The sequence below is a fragment of the Nocardiopsis lambiniae genome (assembly GCF_031845465.1).
In the GTDB taxonomy this organism is placed as follows: domain Bacteria; phylum Actinomycetota; class Actinomycetes; order Streptosporangiales; family Streptosporangiaceae; genus Nocardiopsis; species Nocardiopsis lambiniae.
On sequence record NZ_JAVREP010000003.1, the window covers coordinates 104,824 to 121,665 of the forward strand.

The window sequence follows — 16,842 nt, forward strand, 5'->3', positions numbered from 1 at the left end:
GACTACCTCACTGCTTCACGGCGTTGACGGAGTTCACGGTGGGGGCGAGCGCGGTCACCGGCAGCTGGTCCAGGCCCATGGAGCGGGCCGTGGTGAGCAGGCCGTTGAGCCTGCCGCTGTCGCCCCGGTCGGCGTTGATGAGCTTGAGCAGCAGCGCGGAGACGGTGAGGTTCTTGACGTCCTCGGTGTCCAGCGACGCCACGACCTTCTTGAGGTCGCCGACGAAGTCGCCCTCGCCGTTCAGCCAGTCGCCGCCCAGCGCCCGCATCGTCTCGGAGTTGCCGACGAAACCGTCCACGGCCTTGCCCAAGCCGATGGAGTTGACCATACGGTCGAAGAACACGCCGTCGCCGCCGACGATGTTGATGTCGGCGTTCTCCAGACCGGTGGCCAGGACGGTGGCCTGCGCCTCGGCGACCTGACGCTGGACGTCGATGCCGGCCAGACGGACCTCCTTCTCGGCCTCCAACCGCAGGCGGTACTCCTCGTGCTCGCGGCTGACCTGGTCCAGGGCGGCCATGGCTCCGGCCTTGTCGGTGAGGCCCGCGGCCTCGGCGCGCAGCTTCGCCTCGATGCCCTCGGCCTCGGCGAGCATCTTGGCCTGGACGGCCCTGGCCTCGGCCTCGGCCTTGAGGCGGGAGACCTCGGCCTCGGCGGTACCGACCTTCTCGATGGCGGCGGCGTCCTGCTCGCGGACCTGGACGTCGGCCAGGCCCTGCGCGGCGGCCTCGGCCTGGACCCCCTCGGCGAGACGGATCTTGGCGCGGGTGTCCAGCTCGGCGGCCTGCTGACGGGCCTCGGCGAGGGTCAGCTCCTCGGCGGCCCTGTGCTTGGCCGCGGCCTCGGCGGCCTCGGCGGCCTTGATGTCCTTGACCAGGCGCTCCTGCGCCTCGGCCTCGGCGTGGATGATGATGGCCTGGCGCTGGCGCTCGGCCTCCTCGACCGCGCGCAGACGCTTGATGGCCTCCTCCTGCTCGGCCACGGTGCGGTCGACGGCGATCCGCTCGCGGACGACGTCGGCGACCTCGCGCTTCTCGGCCTCGACCTCCTTGTCCTTGGAGATCCGGCTCAGCTCGGTCTCGCGCTCGCGGCCGATGACCTCCAGCATCCGGTCCTTCTCGATGCGCTCGGTCTCGATGGCGATGACGCGCTCGCGGTTCTTCTCGGCGACCGCGATCTCACGCTGCTGGTTCTGGTGCTGGACGCCCAGCGCCTCGGAGGTGCGGATGTTCGCGGCCTCGGACTTGAGCCGCTCCTCCGCCTGGACGCGGGCGGTCTCGGCCTCCTCACGGGCCTTGATGATCTCGATCTCGCGCTTGGCCTTGGCCGCCGCCTCCTCGCGCCGCTTCTCCAGCTCGGCGAGGGTCTCGGAGGTCTCCGTGTTCTGGCGGTCGATCTCCTTGCGGCGGTCGTTCTCGAAGGCGTTGGTGCGCTTGTGCTCGGTCGCGGTGCGCTCGGTGATCTTCGAGATGCCCTGCGCGTCGAGGATGTTGTTGGCGTCGTGCTGGTGCAGCGGGGTCTGCTCCAGGTAGTCGATGGCCACGTCCTCCAGGACGTAACCGTTCAGGTCCGAGCCGATGACCTCGACGATCTGCTGGCGGAACTCCTCGCGGTGGGTGAACAGCTCCTCGAAGTCGAAGCGCTTGCCGACGGTCTTGAGCGCCTCGGCGAACTTGGCGTTGAACAGTTCCTGGAGCGTCTCCGGGTTGCTGGCGCGCTCGGTGCCGATGGCCTTGGCGACCCGCTTGACGTCCTCCTCCGTCTCGTTCACCCGGATGAAGAACTTCACGCTGATGTCGGCGCGGATGTTGTCCTTGCAGGTGAGGCCGTCGCGACCACGCCGGTCCAGGTCCAGGGTCTTGACCGAGATGTCCATGTACTCGGCCTTGTGCAGGACCGGCAGGATCACGGCTCCGGTGAAGGTGACGTGGACGTCGCGCGTCTTGGAGATGATCAGCGCCTCGCCCTGCTTGACCTTCTTGAACATCTTCAGGATGAAGACGAGGAGAAGGATGAGGACGAGGAGGGCGACGCCCAGGGCGATGCCGAAGGTCAGGAAGGCCGCGTCGGCGGCCTCCTGACCTGTGGACGGAGCGCTCAGCAACACGTGTGGGGGCCTTTCTGCGAGTGACCGTGCGGGGTCGAGCGTGGCCGGGAGGGGCCTGTCGGGAGGGGGCCGCGGGCAAGGGAGGCGGGGCCCGCGATGGTCCCGGGGGGTGCGCTCGTGGCATAGGACGCCATCTGTACCGGAACGGTTCCCCGTACCCGAAGGGTCACGGTCGGCGGGCGGGTCGCCACCGCCCGTGAAAGGTCTCACTACCGTGGCTTTCCGCTGATGAACGCCTTGAACCGGGGATTCTCGGGGATACTGGTCGCACCGGACACGCCGTGTCCCCCGCTCGACATCCGGGACGGTTCCATGACGCGTCGCCCCCCGTACTTCACCCCCACCGGGCCGCCGCGGTGGTGGTACACGATCGCGCTCGGCCTCTGGTTCGGGTGCTTCCTCTTCATGGCCCTGGCCTGGTCCGCCGGTGACCGTGACGGCCTCCGGGCACAGGACATGGACCGCGCTCCGGCGGAGGAACCCCACACCGTCGAGCTGACCGTCGACGAGGCCGACTCCCGCGTCCTGTACCTGGAGTTCCCGCGCACGGAGGAGGGTCATCCCTGGCACCTGACACCGTCGTCGGAGCGTTCGATCGCGATCTGGGTGGAGCCCGAGCCGGACGGCGACGCGGTCCGCTTCGTCAACGGTCTCGCCGACTACACCGCCGAGGTGGACGGGACGGCCGTGTGGGGGTTCGGGATGGCGGAGATCGACCTCGAACCCGGTGAGCACGTCCTCTACGTGGAGTCGGAACTCTCGTTGGACGACGCCCGCCTCGCGGTCGGGGAACCGGTGCGCGAGACCACGGCGACGCCCGCCCTGATCGTGTTCGCGCTGGCCCTGTGCTCCGGGGTCGTCGCGCTCGTCACCGCTCTGGGACGGCGGCGTGCCGCCAAACGGATCACCACCACGGCCCAGGGGGCATGATGGCGTACTTCGACCCGATCGCCGAGAACACGGCGAAACACATGCACCGCATCAACGAGCTGGAGGAGGCCGAGGCCCAGCGGAACCGGGACGCCGACGTCGGCTGCCTGCTCACCATGCTCGCGATCGGCGTGCCGCTCTACCTCGCGGTCTCGTTCGTGTTCTCCACGGTCACCGCGGGGATCGGTTCGCTGGGCGGGTTCGTGTCCTGGCTGGCGTCGGAGAGCCTCCTCGCGCCGGTCTTCCCGGCCCCCGGCGACGGTGCGGCGCGGTCCGCCCTCTCCATCGCCACGTTGCTGCTGCTCCTGTCCGGGGCCCCGCTGTACCTGTCCCACCTGCTGCGCGGCACCCGTCTGGCGGTGCTGCGGTGGGCGCTCACGCCCCTGGGCCTGATCATGGTCCCCGTCACCGCGTGGGCCTGCGGCTCCCAGATGATCGCACCGATCGTGAGGCTCGCGTCGTGAATCCTCCGTTCCCGCCCTCCGAAGGTCCGCGCCCGCCGGGACCGCAGGGGCCGCCGCCGCAGGATCAGCCGTATTCCGGGGCCTCCCCCGGCCCGTTCCCCGGACCCGTGCCGCGGAGCACTCCCGCACAGGGCCCGCCGCAAGGTCGGCCGCCGCAGGGTCAGTCGCCGCAGGGTCAGCCGTACCCGGGGGCGGCCCCCGGCCCGTTCCAGGGCGTCCCGCCTCCCGAACCCCCGCCGCAGAGTCCTCCCGCGCAGGGTCCGCCGCAGGGTCCCCCACCGCAGGGACCGCCCGCACCGGACACCCCGGTGTGGAGACTCCTGCTCGCCCGGCTCTCGGGCGGGACCTCTCCGTGGTTCCCGCTCGCCCTGGGCGGCTCCGTCCTGGTGGCCCTGGCCGGCCTGCTCCTGCCGTGGGTGGGCGGACCCGACGCGGACCTGGTCGTCCACGGCTCCCGGACCACCCCCGACGGAGTGGTGGAACTCGGCTCCCGCGCCGGTCTCCAGGGCGGCGACGGCCTGCTGCTGACGTTCGCGGCCCTGGTGGCCGTGCTCCTGGCGCTGCTGTGCCGGTTCCGCGCGCCGGGACCGGCCCAGCGGACGTTGCTCATCCTGGTCGGTCTGCTGATGCTGGCCTGGTCGATCGTCGACATCGCCGATGTGGGCCGATTCGCCGACGCGGGCGGCGGGGAACTGCGGCTACGGCCGTCCGTCGGCGGATTCGTCTCCTGCCTGGGCGCCTTGGTCGTCATCGCCGCCGGTGTCCTTCTCCCCCTGGACCCGGAGACCGCTCGGCGGCGCCGGCTGCTCCGGGCGGCCGGACTCGCGGACCGGGGACGCCACCGGGACGCGCTGGAGGAGGTGCAGGGCCTGATGGCCCGACCGGCCCCGGCCACGGTCGACCCCGATGGTGAGATCCGGTTGCGCGAAGGCGCGATCCACGCCCTGATCACGGCCATGGCCGGCCAGGTCGACCGGGCCGACCGGGCGGTGCGCGCCCACCTGGAGCTGGTCGAGGGGCTGCGCGGGTCCGACCCCGAGGAACTGCACCATCACCGGGTCGAGGCGGCCCGGACGATCGCGGTGTACGACGCGGCCGGCGCGCTCACCTTCCTGGACGGGCTGCGCCGCGAGGCCCACGGCCGCTGGGGCCCGGGACACGAGCGCGCGCAGGCGGCCGACCGGCTCCACGAGGAGATCTTCACCGCCTACTACGGGCGCCCCCCGTACTGACGGTCCGCCGCCCCGCGGGACGGCGGATCAGTCCCTGCCGGGGTCCAGGGCGGGATCGAAGCGGGTCACCAGGAACACGTCCTGTTCGTCGCTGTGGTCGAAGATCAGGGCGGTGCTCCCCGAGGGCAGCGTCTCGCCGCCGATGGTCCGCACCGGGATGGTGATGGAGGCCCCGCCCGCGGTGAGGATCTCCGCGTGCCCGAAGGTCTCACTGGCGGTGCCGATCCTGATCACACAGGTCCGGCCGACCAGCTCGCGCTTGGACGACCCCTTCGGCTCGGGCAGGAACCGTTGGAGGGCCATCACCGCGCCGCTGGTGAACGCCCACGCCGCGATCACGGCGATGAGGAGGACGACCGCGCCCAGCGCCCAGGCCGCCGCGCTTCCGGGGGTGGTGAAGAGACTGGCCACGATCCCGCCCATCATGCTCACGAACCAGGCGGAGAGCACCAGCACGGTGATCTCCACGGTCACCGGGGCCTTGCCCAGGCCCAGCCGGCCCATCACCGCGCTCGCCCCGACCGGGTCGCCGTCGGCGTCCACGGAGTCGAGCGACTCCGCGTCGGCCAGGCCGACCGCCGCGATGATCCAGTAGACGACGATCACGAGGAGCATGGGCGTGAGGAGCACGGTCGGGAAGCCGAGGGCCGTGCCGAGGAACAACCCCACGCGGGTCACACTCCTTCGCGTCCGGGATCCCCGGCGGCACTCGGGGGAGGAACGTGCCGTCAGGACGGGGACCGTGTCCGGAACTCTACCGAACGCCCCAGTTCAGGACGGCGCAGGGTGACCGGCGTCGGCCGGAATCGGCCACCGTCCTCGGGTTCGGGGCGCGGCCGGGCCGGAATCAGCCCTGCCAGGAGTACCGCCGGCGGGTGAGCAGGAGCCCGAGGTCGGTCAACGTGAATACGTCGGCGAATTCCGCCGTCTTCTGGTTTCCCCGCACGTCGTCGCTGGTGAACCTGCCGACGACGATGACGGTGTCCCCTTCGGAAACCGTTTTGAAAAGCGAGTGCCGACCACCTGTGCAGCCCAGTCGCTTCATGCTCCGGAAGGCCTCCGCGGGGCCGCGGGCGACTCGTTCGCCCGGGTGGTGGAACCGCGTTTCGGGATCCAGGAGGGACATGTAGCCTTCCGCGTCCCCGAGATCGAGGTAGTGGTACGAGAGGCGCGCGTGCTCCGTGCCGACGGTGGTCACGGAATCACTGGCGGTGATGGCCATGGATCCGGCTCGGGGGTACATGGGAAGTCCTTCCTGATGGAATGCTTTCATGCTGCACCGGCGGGCAATCCGAGGGCTATCTCGCCGCTATCGCATTTTTCAAATGAACTCAATCCACGTCTCCCTTTTGTTGTATTTCGTGTGATAGAAATCTTTGCGGGCGTTACCGTGTCCGATGTTGCAGCGCAATTGGGGTGTCACGATAAGTACCGCAACAGAAGCCGAGAGCGATATTCGGCACGGATTTTTCCGTCTCCTCGGGTCACTGGAGGTCGAAGGGCCCGGTGGCCCCCTGCGGGTGCCGCCGGGTCGCCAGCAGGTGGTCCTGGCCTCCTTGCTGCTGGACCTGAACCGCATCGTCTCGACGGACCAGTTGGTCGACGTCATCTGGTCGCACGATCCGCCGGAGACGGCCCGGACCCAGGTGCAGATCTGCGTGTCCCGGCTCAGACGCCTGCTCGTCCCGACCGGGGCGGTGATCGACACCCGGACTCCCGGTTACCTGCTGCGCGCCGGCCCCGAGGCGGTGGACGTTCACCTGTTCCGGGTCTCGGTGCGCGACGCCGAGATCCTCGCCAGGGAAGGGCGCGACGAGGACGCGGCCGACTGTCTGCGCGAGGCCGTCGGGAGCTGGCGCGGCCCCGCGCTGTCCGGCCTGGAGGGGGAGATCCTCCGCAACAAGGCGGTCCTGCTCGACGAGGAGCGGGTCGCCGCCACCGAGGCCTACGTCGACATCGAACTGCGACTGGGCCGCCACGCACGCCTGCTCGGCGAACTGCCCGACCTGGTGGACCGCCACCCCACACGGGAGCGGTTGCGCGCCCAGCTCATGCTCGCCCTGTACCGCTCGGGCCGCCAGGCCGACGCCCTGCGCGCGTACCGCCTCGGACGCGACCTGTTCATCGAGGAACTCGGGCTGGAACCCGGCACCGAGCTGCGGTCGCTGGAGGCGTCGATCCTGCGGTCGGACCCGGCGCTGGACCTCCCCCGCGCCCCGGTGCCCCCGGCGCCCCCTGTCCCCGCCGAGCACCGGCCCGCCGACGGCCCCGGAGCAGCCGACGACGGCCCGGCGCGGCGCGACCGGGAGGAGGCGCCGACCGCCGCGGCGACCCCGGTCCCCGGCCCCTTCCAGCTCCCGACCGCCGCCGCCGACTTCGTGGGCCGACCCGAGACGGTCGCCGCGGTGCAGGAGGCCCTGGCCGGGGGCCCCGGCGCGTCCGGTATCGCCGTACTGCTCGGCCGCCCGGGAGTGGGCAAGAGCGCCACCGCCGTCCACATCGCCCACCGCCTGGCCGATGAGCACTTCCCCGAGGGGCAGCTCTACTGCGACCTGCGCGGCAGCGGCGGAGAACCGCTGACGGCCCTCAACGTGCTCGGCAGGTTCCTGCGGGCACTCGGCGTCCCCGGACAGGCCGTCCCCGACGACCTCGACGAGCGCTCCGGGATGTACCGCGGCATCATCGCCTCCCGGCGCCTGCTCGTCGTGCTCGACGACGCGGCCTCCGAGGCCCAGGTCCTCCCGCTCCTGCCCGGCCGCGGCGGGTGCGGGGTCCTCATCACCTCGCGCGCCCGGATCACCGGCCTGCCCGGGGCCCACCGCATCGAACTCGACATCCTCGACGAGTCGGCCGCCCTGGACCTGCTCGTCCGCGTCATCGGCAAGGACCGGGTCGAACGGGAGCGCGAGTCCGCCCGCGCGCTGGTGCGCAGCGTGGGCCGCCTCCCCCTGGCACTGCGCATCGCCGCGGCCCGGCTCGCGGCCCGACCGCACTGGTCCGTGGCGGCGATGGTGACCCGTCTGTCCGACGAGCGGCGCCGACTGGACGAACTGGCCCACGGCGACATGACCGTCCGGTCCAGCCTCTCCCTCACCTACGACGGGTTGGACGCGGTCACCGCCCGGGTCTTCGGCCTCCTCAGCGCCGCCGAAGGTCCGACCGTCCCTTCCTGGGCCGCGGGCGCCCTGCTCGACGACCCGCGCCCCTTCCCGGCGGACCTGACCGAGCCCCTCGTGGACGCGCGCATGCTCGACGCCACCGGCATCGATCCCGCCGGGGAACCCGTCTACCGTTTCCACGACCTGGTCCGTGAGTACGCGCGGGAGAAGGCCGACGAGCAGGGCCTGCCCACCCCCGACGGCCACCGTCGCCTCATCGGCGGCTGGCTCGCCCTCCTGGAGGAGGCCAACCGCAGGATCCTGGGCGGCAACCTCCTGCGCGTGACCGGTACCGGCGAGCGGTGGCGCCCGCCCGCCGCCTACACCGACGTGCTGCTCGCCGACCCGCACCGGTGGATCGACCTCGAACGCCCCGGCCTGCTCGCCGCCATCACCCAGGCCGCCCGACTCGGATTCGACGAGCAGTGCTGGGAACTGGCCTCGCAGTTCTGCGTCTACGCCGAGAGACGTGGGTACTTCGACGAGTTCCGGGAGATCCTCGAAGTCGTCTCGGAGGCCGTGCGCGCGTCCGGGAACCGGCGCGGCACCGCCGCCATGGACTTCGTGCGGTGCCTGCTGATGACCAACGACCGTCGTCCCCGTGAGGCCGACGCGGCCCTGTCTGCGTCCTTCGACGGGTTCACCGAGGTCGGGGACCGCTTCGGACAGGGGCTGTGCCGGGCCTGGATGGCCGACTCCGCCTTCGCCGCCGGCGACCGGGCCGGGGCCCGCGCGTTCTGCGCGGCGGCCCTGGAGGACTTCGCCGCGGTGGGGGAGACCGGTGCGGCCTGGCGGCCCCTCATCTCGCTGGGCCGCATCTCCCTCGCGGAGGACGGGCCCGGTGAGGCCACGACCTTCCTGGAGCGCGCCCTGGCCTGCACCCGGGAGACCGGGGATCCGCGCGCCCAGGCCCAGGTCCTTTACCAGATGGCGCTCCGCGACATGGAACTCGGCGAACACGCCGATGCCCGCACGCGGTTCGAGGAGGCCCTCGGGCACGTCACCCGGCCCGGGGACCCGGTCGGTGAGGCATTGCTGCACTCCGGTCTCGGGCGGGCCCTCGCCGCGATGGGGGAGACGGGCCCGGCCTGTGCGGCTCTGGAACGGTCGATCGTCCTGTGGGGGAGTCTGGGCGATCGCGAGGGGGAGGCACAGGCACGGGCCCTCCTGGAGCGGACGGCGGTGGCCGCGGGCGCGGGCGCGGCGGTGTCGCCGGGCTGAGCCCGGGCGGGGCGCCCGGTGGCTACTTGGGCCAGTTGCCGCTGTCGGTGCAGGAGGAGGTCTGGCAGGTCGGCGGGGTGCCGGAGCCGTCCTCGGCGAGGGCGGGAGAGCCCAGGAGCGAGACCAGGGTCAGAGCGGCGGCGGTGAGGACGAGGAAGCGGAGTCGCATGGGGGGTGCCTTTCTTCGGTCGGGCTCTCCTTGAGGCGTGTCCACACCGTAGAAATCCGCCCTGTCCTCTCCCTATCCCCGTGCTATTGCCGCCGCGGTCCCCCACCCCCCGGTACCGATAGCGGCGGGGATGAGGACGCGATAGCCCGGTCTTCCACGCTGGTGCACACCCCAGCAGACGCCACCTGAAAGGTCGACGTGGAACATGGAAGCCCGGGAAGTGCAGCAGGCCTTCGGACCCCTCCTCCTCAGATTCAGAGTCCGTAGCGGATTGACCCAGCAGGAGCTGGCCGATTTCTCCACCATCAGCGTCCGCGCCATCCGGGACCTGGAACACGGGCGCGCCCGAACCCCCCGCCGCGACACCGTCCGCCTGCTCGCCGACGGGCTGCGGCTCAACGACAGGGACCGTGAGGACCTGCACGCGGCGGCCGGCCGCCGGTCCGGCCACGGGTGCCCGAGCCTGCGCCTCCAGGACGTCGCGGGAGACCCGCCCGTGGCCCGCACCCCCCTCCTCGGAAGGAAGGGGAACCTGGCGACGCTCACCGCCGGCCTGGCGTCGGTCGGCGACCGGATCGTCTCCGTCGTCGGGCTGCCGGGTGTGGGCAAGTCCCGGCTGGCGGCCGAGGCCGCGGCGCGGCTGCACCGCGACCCCGGCCTGCGTGTCGCCTGGGCCTGCGGCGACGCCTGCGAACTCGTCCATGACCCCGCCCGGACGCCCCTTCCCGCCGCGGCCGTCGACGCCCTCCACTCCGACACGGGCGACACCGACGCCTTGGACACGGTCGCCGCCGTCCTGGGGGACGAGCCCGTCCTGCTCGTCCTCGACGACCCCCGCCCCGACCGCCTGGCCGCCGCGCCCGTGGCCCGGCTCCTGGCGTCCTGCCCCGGTCTGCGCATCCTGGCCACCGCCCGACGGCCCCACGGCCTGCCGGGTGAACAGGTCTTCCTGCTCGATCCCCCTGAGCAGGAGGACGCCCGCGAGATCCTCGACCACCATTTGGGGCTGGCCGACCCCCGGCTGCGCTTCGGCGACCCCCGGACGGAGGAGATCTGCCTCCTGCTCGACGCGTTGCCCGGGGCGCTCGTCTCCGCCGCCTCCTGGTCCTCGGTGTACGACCTGGACACCCTGCGCGCCCTGCTGGTGGAGGACCCGTTCCCCCTGCTCGCGCGGCTCGACGGGGGAGGCCCCGACCGGAGGAACGCCTTCCTCACGGCGGTCGAGGACTGCCCGGGGGAGCAACGAAGCCTGCTGTCGGCCCTGCGCGCCTTCCCCGAAGGGGTCACCGCCGCCTCCCTGGCCGAGGCCTCGGGCAGCTCCATGACCGACTGCGGGCGCTCCCTCGCCGGGCTGATGACCCGCGGCCTGGTCCGTCGCGATCGCGGCTCCGCCCTCTCCCTCTTCCGCACCCCCCGCCTGGTCGGTCTGCTGGACCCGGCCCCCCACACGTTCGACGACCGCATCGGAGCCACGCCGTGACCACCACCGGACGCCTCACCACCGGGCTGCGCGCCGGGACCCGGCGCAGGCTCTTCGAGAACGGCTCGGCCGACGTCTCCGCCGAGCTGGGACCCATCACCGAGGTGGACCTGGCGCACCTGGTCATGCTCGACCGCACCGGGCTGCTGGACCGCGCCCGCACGGCCGCGCTGGCCGGTGCCGTCACGGACCTGCGCGCGGACGGGTTCGCCGCGGTGCGCGGGCTCCCCCGGCCCCGCGGCCTCTACCTCGCCTACGAGGAGTACCTGAGCGGCCTGCTCGGACCGGAGGTCGGTGGCGCCCTGCACACCGGCCGGTCCCGCAACGACCTCAACGCGACCACCGCGGCCATGCTCCTGCGGGAGCGCGCGCACGGGCTGCTCGGACAGACCCTGCGTCTGCACGCGGTCCTGCTCGGTCGGGCCCGCGTCCACCGGGACACGGTCATGCCCGTGTACACCCACTTCCAGGCGGCGATGCCCGTCACCTACGGGCACTACCTCCTGGGCGTGGCCGAGGCCCTGGGGCGGGACGCCGACGCGCTCGCCGAGGCCGCCCGAGGCCTGGACCGCTGCCCGTTGGGCGCGGGCGCGGTGGCCGGCACCGACCTGCCCATCGACCCCGCGGTGACGGCCGACCTGCTCGGCTTCCGCGAGCCCGCGCGGCACTCCGTCGACGCGGTGGCCAGCCGCGACACCCACCTGCGTCTCCTGTCGGCCGCGGCCGGACTGGCCGTCACCCTCAGCCGGCTGGCCTGCGACCTCCAGCTCTGGAGCACCGCGGAGTTCGGGCTGATCGACATGGCCGACCACCTCGTCGGCGGCAGCTCGGCCATGCCCCAGAAGCGCAACGCCTTCCTGTTGGAGCACCTGAAGGCCAAGGCCGGGGCCGCCATCGGGGCCTGGACCGCAGCGGCGTCCATGACCAAGTCCACCCCCTTCACCAACTGCATCGAGGTCGGCACCGAGGCCGTCGCCGCCTGCCGGCCCGGGTTCGAGGCCGTGCACGAGGCGCTGCTCCTGGCCCAGGTCCTGGTCGGCGGTGCCAGGCCCCGACCGCGGGACATGCTCCGCCGGGCGGAGGAGGGGTTCACCACGGCGACCGCCGTCGCCAATCACCTCGTTCGGGAGGGCGTCGCCTTCCGCACCGCGCACCACGCGGTCGGCGCCGAGGTGCGCGCGGCCCTGGACGAGGGCCGCACCGGGATCGACACGGTGGAGGCGGACGGCGTCCGGCGGCCGGTCCCCGCCCACCTGGCCTCGGCCCGGGAGGCCGCGCTCGCCACCCGCGCCGGCGGCGGACCGGGCGCCTTCGACGGCCTCTTCGCCGGTTCCCGGCGGGACCTGCGCGCCCGTGCGCTCGACCTCGCCGCGGCCCGTGAGCGGTGTGCCCGGGCGCACCGCCGCCTCGACGACGCGGTCCGCGAGCTGACCGCGCGGACCCCCTCCGCCGTCTGATCCGCGCCCCACCCCGAGAAGGGAAGTCCCCCATGACCGGTACCACCTCCCCCCGCCTGGTCCTCGTCGAGAGCAACACCACCGGTTCCGGCCGCGAGTTCTGCGCCCGGGCCCGCGCCCTGGGCGTCGAACCCCTGCTCCTCACCCGCGACCCGCGTCGGTACGCGTACGTCGAGCAGGACGCGATCCCCCACCTGGTCACCGACACCGCCGACCGCGAGTCCGTGGCGGCGCTCTGCCGGGGGCTCGGCGGGAGCGTCGCCGGCGTCACCTCCAGTTCCGAGTACTTCGTCGCCACCGCCGCCGCGGCAGCCCGTTCCCTGGGACTGCCCGCCCCCGACCCCGAGGCCGTCGACCGCTGCCGGGACAAGGCCCTCCAGCGGCGGATCCTCGCCGCGGCCGGGGTACCGGGCCCGCTGTCCCGAGAGGTCCGCAGCACGGCCGAGGGGGCGGCGCTCGCCCGTGTCGCGGGAGGGACCGTGGTGGTCAAGCCGGTCCTGGGATCGGGGTCCGACGGCGTCCGGGCCTGCTCCGGTCCCGCCGAGACGGCCGAGGCCCTGCGCCCCCTGCTCGACGCCGAGCCCGGCCGGGCCCTGGTCGAGGAGTACCTCGACGGCCCCGAGTTCTCGGTCGAGACCTTCGACGAACGCGTCGTGGGCGTCACCGCCAAACGCCTGGGATCGCCCCCGCGCTTCCTGGAGACCGGCCACGAACACCCCGCCGACCTGGCTCCGGGCGCCGAGCGTGCGCTGGCGGAGACCGCGCTGGCGGCCCTGCGCGCCCTGGGCCTGGGCTGGGGCCCGGCCCACGTCGAGATCAGGCTGACCACGGCGGGCCCGCGCATCGTCGAGGTCAACCCCCGGCTGGCCGGCGGTATGATCCCCGCCCTGGTCGAGGCCGCCACCGGCGTGGACCTGGTCGCGGCCACCGTCGCCCGCGTCCTCGGGGCGCCGGTGCCCCTGGAGCCGACCCGCTCCGAGGCGGCGGCCATCCGCTTCCTGTTCGCCGGGCAGGCCGGCACCGTCGCCCTGGTGTCGACCGACGGCGCCGAACGCTCGCCGGGGGTGGTCCGGGCCGCGGTCACGGTGCGGGAGGGCGCACGGGTCGAGGTCACGCACAGCTTCCGTGACCGGATCGGCCACGTGATCGCCGTGGCGCCACGGCCCGCACGCGCGGTGGCCGAGGCCGAACACGCCCTCGGCCTCCTGGGCGTCCTCGTCTCCAGGGACGACGACGCCGCCCTTCCCGCCGACTGACTGCCTCCCGTTTCTTCCGGTCCGCCGGGGGACGCGAGGGTTACGTTTCTCACGCCCGATGAGAACCATCCCTCACGACCCCCTGGCGGTTTCCCATGCGGCCCATCTCCCACGGCCCGGCTCCGGAGGATCCCGGACCCGTCACCGTACTGTCCGGGACCTCCTCCGATTCCCACACCTGGAACCTGGTCTTCCTCCAGCTACTCCTGGAGGAGGCCGGGCACCGGGTGGTCAACCTCGGCCCCTGCGTCCCGGACGACCTGCTCATCGACCGGGTGCGCGAGCACCGGCCGCGCCTGCTCGTGGTCAGCAGCGTCAACGGCCACGGGTACGAGGACGGTCTGCGGGCCGTCACCGCGCTGCGGGCGGCACCCGGAACGGACGGGGTGACCGCGGTCATCGGCGGGAAACTGGGAGTGGACGGGGTCCTGGACCGGGACCGCGTCGACGCCCTCGCCACGGCCGGTTTCGACGCGGTCTTCGCCGACGGGGACACCGACGCCTTCCGCGTCTACCTGGGGGGCTTCGTCCTGGAGGCGGCGTCATGACCCCGGCCGCACCGCCGGCGACCGCCCTGGACGCGTTCGGCGGCTTCGTCGGCCGCGAGCACGCCCGAGGCCGCCTCGTGGTCCAGCCCCGCATGGGTTTCAGCGATCCCGGGCGCATGCGCGGCGGGCTCGCCGCGACCCGGGCGGCGGACGCCGCCACCGTCGGCACCATCACGCTCGACAGCTACACCCGCGTCGGCGACGACGAATCCGCCCGCCGGGCGGTGCTCGAAGGGGTCGACCTCAACGGCTACCCCATCGTCGTGCGTCCCGCCCGGGAGACCCACGACGTGCTCGACGGCATCGCCGGTCCCGACTTCCCCGTCCAGGTCCGGCACGGCTCGGCCGCCCCGCAGGCCATCTTCCGCGCCCTGCTCGGGGCCGGGCTGACCGCCACCGAGGGCGGGCCGGTGTCCTACTGCCTGCCCTACGGGCGCACCCCGCTGGAGCGCTCCGTGGACAACTGGCGCGAGAGCGCCGAGATCCTCGCACGGCACGGCGGCTCCACCCACATCGAGACGTTCGGCGGCTGCATGCTCGGGCAGCTCTGCCCGCCGTCGATGCTCGTCGCCATCAGCCTCCTGGAAGGACTGTTCTTCCTCCGGCACGGGGTCACCGGGATCTCCCTGAGCTACGCCCAGCAGACCAGCCCCGCACAGGACCGCGAGGCCGTGCGAGCCCTGCGGCGCCTGGCCGCCGAGTTCCTGCCGGGCGCGCGGTGGCACGTCGTCCTCTACACCTACATGGGGCTGTTCCCGCGCACCCCCGGCGGCGCCCGCTCCCTGCTCCGCCAGGCCGCCCGGACCGCGGTCGAGGCGGGCGCGGAACGGATCATCGTCAAGACGGAGGCCGAGGCGCACCGCATCCCCACCGTCGAGGAGAACGTCCGGGCCCTGGAGGTCGCGGCGCGGGCCGCCGAACAGGCGGAGCCCCTGCCCGAGGGGGACCCCGACAGCGAGGTGTACCGGGAGGCGCGGATCCTGATCCGTGCCGTCCTGGACCACTCCGACGACGTCGGAACGGCGCTGCTGAGGGCGTTCGCCCGGGGGCACCTCGACATCCCCTACTGCCTTCACCCCGATAACGCGGGCCGCGTGCGGTCCCGCATCGCCGAGGACGGCCGTCTGTGCTGGGCGGACACCGGCGCACTCCCCCTCCCCGCCGTGGCCCACCGTTCCGGTGCCGTGACCTCGGCGAACCTGCTCTCGACGCTTTCCTACATGGAGCGCAGGCACGACAGCGGCGTGGCCACCGCGCCGACGCCCCAGGAGAAAAAGGTGAACCCATGACCGCGACCGCGTCGAACGCCTACGGAAGCTCTTTCACCGCCCACATGGTCCTGGCCAGGTGGACCGAGGAGGACGGCTGGTCGCGACCGGCCACCCTGCCCTTCGGGGAACTGCCCATGCACCCCGCGATGGTCGGCCTCCACTACGGCCAGGTCGTCTTCGAGGGCCTCAAGGCCTTCCGCGGCCGGGACGGCGGACTCGCGCTGTTCCGACCGGAGGAGAACGCGCGCCGCTTCCGCCACTCCGCCCGCCGGCTGGCCATGCCGGAACTGCCCGACGACCTGTTCCTGGACGCCGCGGAGGAGCTGGTGGCACGGGACGGCCACGTCCTGGGCGATGGGGACGCCCGGAGCCTGTACCTGCGGCCGCTCATGTACGCGAGCGAGCCCGACCTCATGCTCCGACCCGCCCGGGAGTACACCTTCCTGCTCATCGCGTTCGTGACCGGCGGCCTCTTCGGCGACGCCGACGCGATCTCGGTCTGGGTGTCCCACGACCAGAGCCGTGCCATGCCCGGGGGCACCGGGGACATCAAGTGCGCCGGCAACTACGCGCCCACCTACCTCGCACAGAACCGCGCCCTGGAGCAGGGCTGCCAGCAGGTGGTCTGGCTCGACTCCGAGGAGCGCCGCTGGATCGAGGAGGCCGGCGCCATGAGCCTGTTCTTCGTCCGCGGGGGCCCGGACGGGGCCCGCGTGGTCACCCCCGAACTGACCGGGACGCTCCTGCCCTCCGTGACCAGGGCCAGCGTCCTCGACCTGGCCGCGGACCTGGGCCACACGCCCGTCGTCGAACGCGTCTCGCTGGAGCAGTGGCGCAAGGAGTGCGAGACGGGTGAGATGACCGAGGCCTTCTCCTGCGGCACCGCCGCCGTGATCACCCCCGTCACGCGCGTCCGCGACGCGGGCGGCGACTGGGTGGTCGGCGACGGCGCCCCTGGCCCGGTCACCCGTTCCCTGCGCTCCGCGCTGGTCGACGTCCAGCACGGGCGCCGCCCCGACCCCCGAGGCTGGCTGCACGCCGTCGCCGCACGCTGAACCTCCCCCGACCACACCCTCTGATCACCCCTCACACACAAGGAGTCCGCCATGACCGTCACCGACACCGTCCGCGTTCCGTTCCCCGCCGTCCCCGCGCGGGCCGGCCTCGACGACCCGGCCTCGCTGGACGCCCGCGTCCGCGAGGTCTACGCCCGGGTGGACGCGGGCGACATCGAGGGCCTGCTCGAACTCTTCAGCGACGACGTCGTCTACGACCGTCCCGGCTACCCCTCCATCGTCGGCCGCGACGCCTTCGAGCGCTTCTACCGCCAGGCCCGCGTGATCCGTGAGGGCACCCACACCCCCGAGTCCGTGGTGGTGGGGGCGGACGGCGTGGCCGTCCAGGGGCGGTTCGAGGGCGTCCTCAAGAACGGGAGATCCGTCTCCCTGCGCTACGCGGACTTCTTCGGCACCGCACCCGACGGCCGCTTCCGCCGCCGCGACACCTACTTCTTCTCGCCCATGGTCTGAGCGCGCCCGGGACGGGGCGG

Annotated in this window: 15 protein-coding genes; 11 read left to right on the forward strand and 4 right to left on the reverse strand. The window is 73.0% G+C overall.

All coding sequences use genetic code 11. The annotated features are described in order from the left end of the window. Positions 1–7 precede the first annotated feature (7 nt). Complete coding sequence (locus RM479_RS06560; protein ID WP_311510812.1) at positions 8–2,107, reverse strand: SPFH domain-containing protein; 2,100 nt, start codon at positions 2,105–2,107, stop codon at positions 8–10. 312 nt (positions 2,108–2,419) lie between these two features. Here RM479_RS06560 and RM479_RS06565 point away from each other — a divergent pair, with 312 nt between their 5' ends. The 3 genes from RM479_RS06565 (at position 2,420) to RM479_RS06575 (ending at position 4,733) form a co-directional block, all read left to right on the forward strand. Then, positions 2,420–3,037 (forward strand): hypothetical protein, encoded by a 618-nt coding sequence (locus tag RM479_RS06565; RefSeq protein ID WP_311510813.1) that lies wholly within the window; start codon positions 2,420–2,422, stop codon positions 3,035–3,037. Further along, entirely contained in the window at positions 3,034–3,501 is a 468-nt protein-coding gene (locus RM479_RS06570; RefSeq protein WP_311510814.1) for a hypothetical protein, read from the forward strand. Before RM479_RS06565 ends, RM479_RS06570 begins: the two co-directional genes overlap by 4 nt. A 308-nt stretch (positions 3,502–3,809) precedes the next feature. Then, a complete protein-coding gene (locus RM479_RS06575; protein WP_311510815.1) occupies positions 3,810–4,733 on the forward strand; it encodes a hypothetical protein in 924 nt (307 codons plus the stop codon). 27 nt (positions 4,734–4,760) lie between these two features. Here the strand turns inward: RM479_RS06575 and RM479_RS06580 are convergent, their stop codons facing one another. Both RM479_RS06580 and RM479_RS06585 read right to left on the reverse strand, forming a co-directional pair. Then, on the reverse strand, positions 4,761–5,402 hold the full coding sequence (locus RM479_RS06580; protein WP_311510816.1) for an OB-fold-containig protein: 642 nt from the start codon (positions 5,400–5,402) through the stop codon (positions 4,761–4,763). A gap of 178 nt (positions 5,403–5,580) precedes the next feature. After that, positions 5,581–5,931 carry a nuclear transport factor 2 family protein gene (locus tag RM479_RS06585; protein ID WP_311510817.1) on the reverse strand — a complete coding sequence of 117 codons (351 nt, stop codon included), beginning with the start codon at positions 5,929–5,931 and terminating at the stop codon, positions 5,581–5,583. A 199-nt stretch (positions 5,932–6,130) separates the two neighbouring features. On the opposite strand from RM479_RS06585, the gene RM479_RS06590 reads away from it, so the two are divergent. Then, positions 6,131–9,112 (forward strand): AfsR/SARP family transcriptional regulator, encoded by a 2,982-nt coding sequence (locus RM479_RS06590; RefSeq protein ID WP_311510818.1) that lies wholly within the window; start codon positions 6,131–6,133, stop codon positions 9,110–9,112. Positions 9,113–9,134: 22 nt separating this feature from the next. On the opposite strand, the gene RM479_RS06595 is transcribed toward RM479_RS06590, so the two are convergent. Further along, positions 9,135–9,281, reverse strand: coding sequence for a hypothetical protein (locus tag RM479_RS06595; protein WP_311510819.1), 147 nt, complete (start codon positions 9,279–9,281; stop codon positions 9,135–9,137). A 205-nt stretch (positions 9,282–9,486) separates the two neighbouring features. On the opposite strand from RM479_RS06595, the gene RM479_RS06600 reads away from it, so the two are divergent. The 7 genes from RM479_RS06600 to RM479_RS06630 all read left to right on the forward strand — a co-directional run bounded on the left by RM479_RS06600 (position 9,487) and on the right by RM479_RS06630 (position 16,822). Then, complete coding sequence (locus RM479_RS06600; RefSeq protein WP_311510820.1) at positions 9,487–10,761, forward strand: helix-turn-helix domain-containing protein; 1,275 nt, start codon at positions 9,487–9,489, stop codon at positions 10,759–10,761. Continuing rightward, complete coding sequence (argH, locus tag RM479_RS06605) at positions 10,758–12,218, forward strand: argininosuccinate lyase (RefSeq protein ID WP_311510821.1); 1,461 nt, start codon at positions 10,758–10,760, stop codon at positions 12,216–12,218. The genes RM479_RS06600 and argH overlap by 4 nt, the downstream gene beginning before the upstream one ends. A 32-nt stretch (positions 12,219–12,250) precedes the next feature. Further along, on the forward strand, positions 12,251–13,474 hold the full coding sequence (locus RM479_RS06610; protein ID WP_311510822.1) for an ATP-grasp domain-containing protein: 1,224 nt from the start codon (positions 12,251–12,253) through the stop codon (positions 13,472–13,474). A 95-nt stretch (positions 13,475–13,569) separates the two neighbouring features. Next, a complete protein-coding gene (locus RM479_RS06615; protein ID WP_311510823.1) occupies positions 13,570–14,022 on the forward strand; it encodes a cobalamin B12-binding domain-containing protein in 453 nt (150 codons plus the stop codon). Then, on the forward strand, positions 14,019–15,311 hold the full coding sequence (locus RM479_RS06620) for a methylaspartate mutase (RefSeq protein WP_311510824.1): 1,293 nt from the start codon (positions 14,019–14,021) through the stop codon (positions 15,309–15,311). The genes RM479_RS06615 and RM479_RS06620 overlap by 4 nt, the downstream gene beginning before the upstream one ends. Continuing rightward, a complete protein-coding gene (locus tag RM479_RS06625) occupies positions 15,308–16,348 on the forward strand; it encodes a branched-chain amino acid aminotransferase (protein WP_311510825.1) in 1,041 nt (346 codons plus the stop codon). The genes RM479_RS06620 and RM479_RS06625 overlap by 4 nt, the downstream gene beginning before the upstream one ends. A 51-nt stretch (positions 16,349–16,399) precedes the next feature. Next, complete coding sequence (locus RM479_RS06630) at positions 16,400–16,822, forward strand: nuclear transport factor 2 family protein (protein ID WP_311510826.1); 423 nt, start codon at positions 16,400–16,402, stop codon at positions 16,820–16,822. The last annotated feature ends 20 nt before the right edge of the window (positions 16,823–16,842 follow it).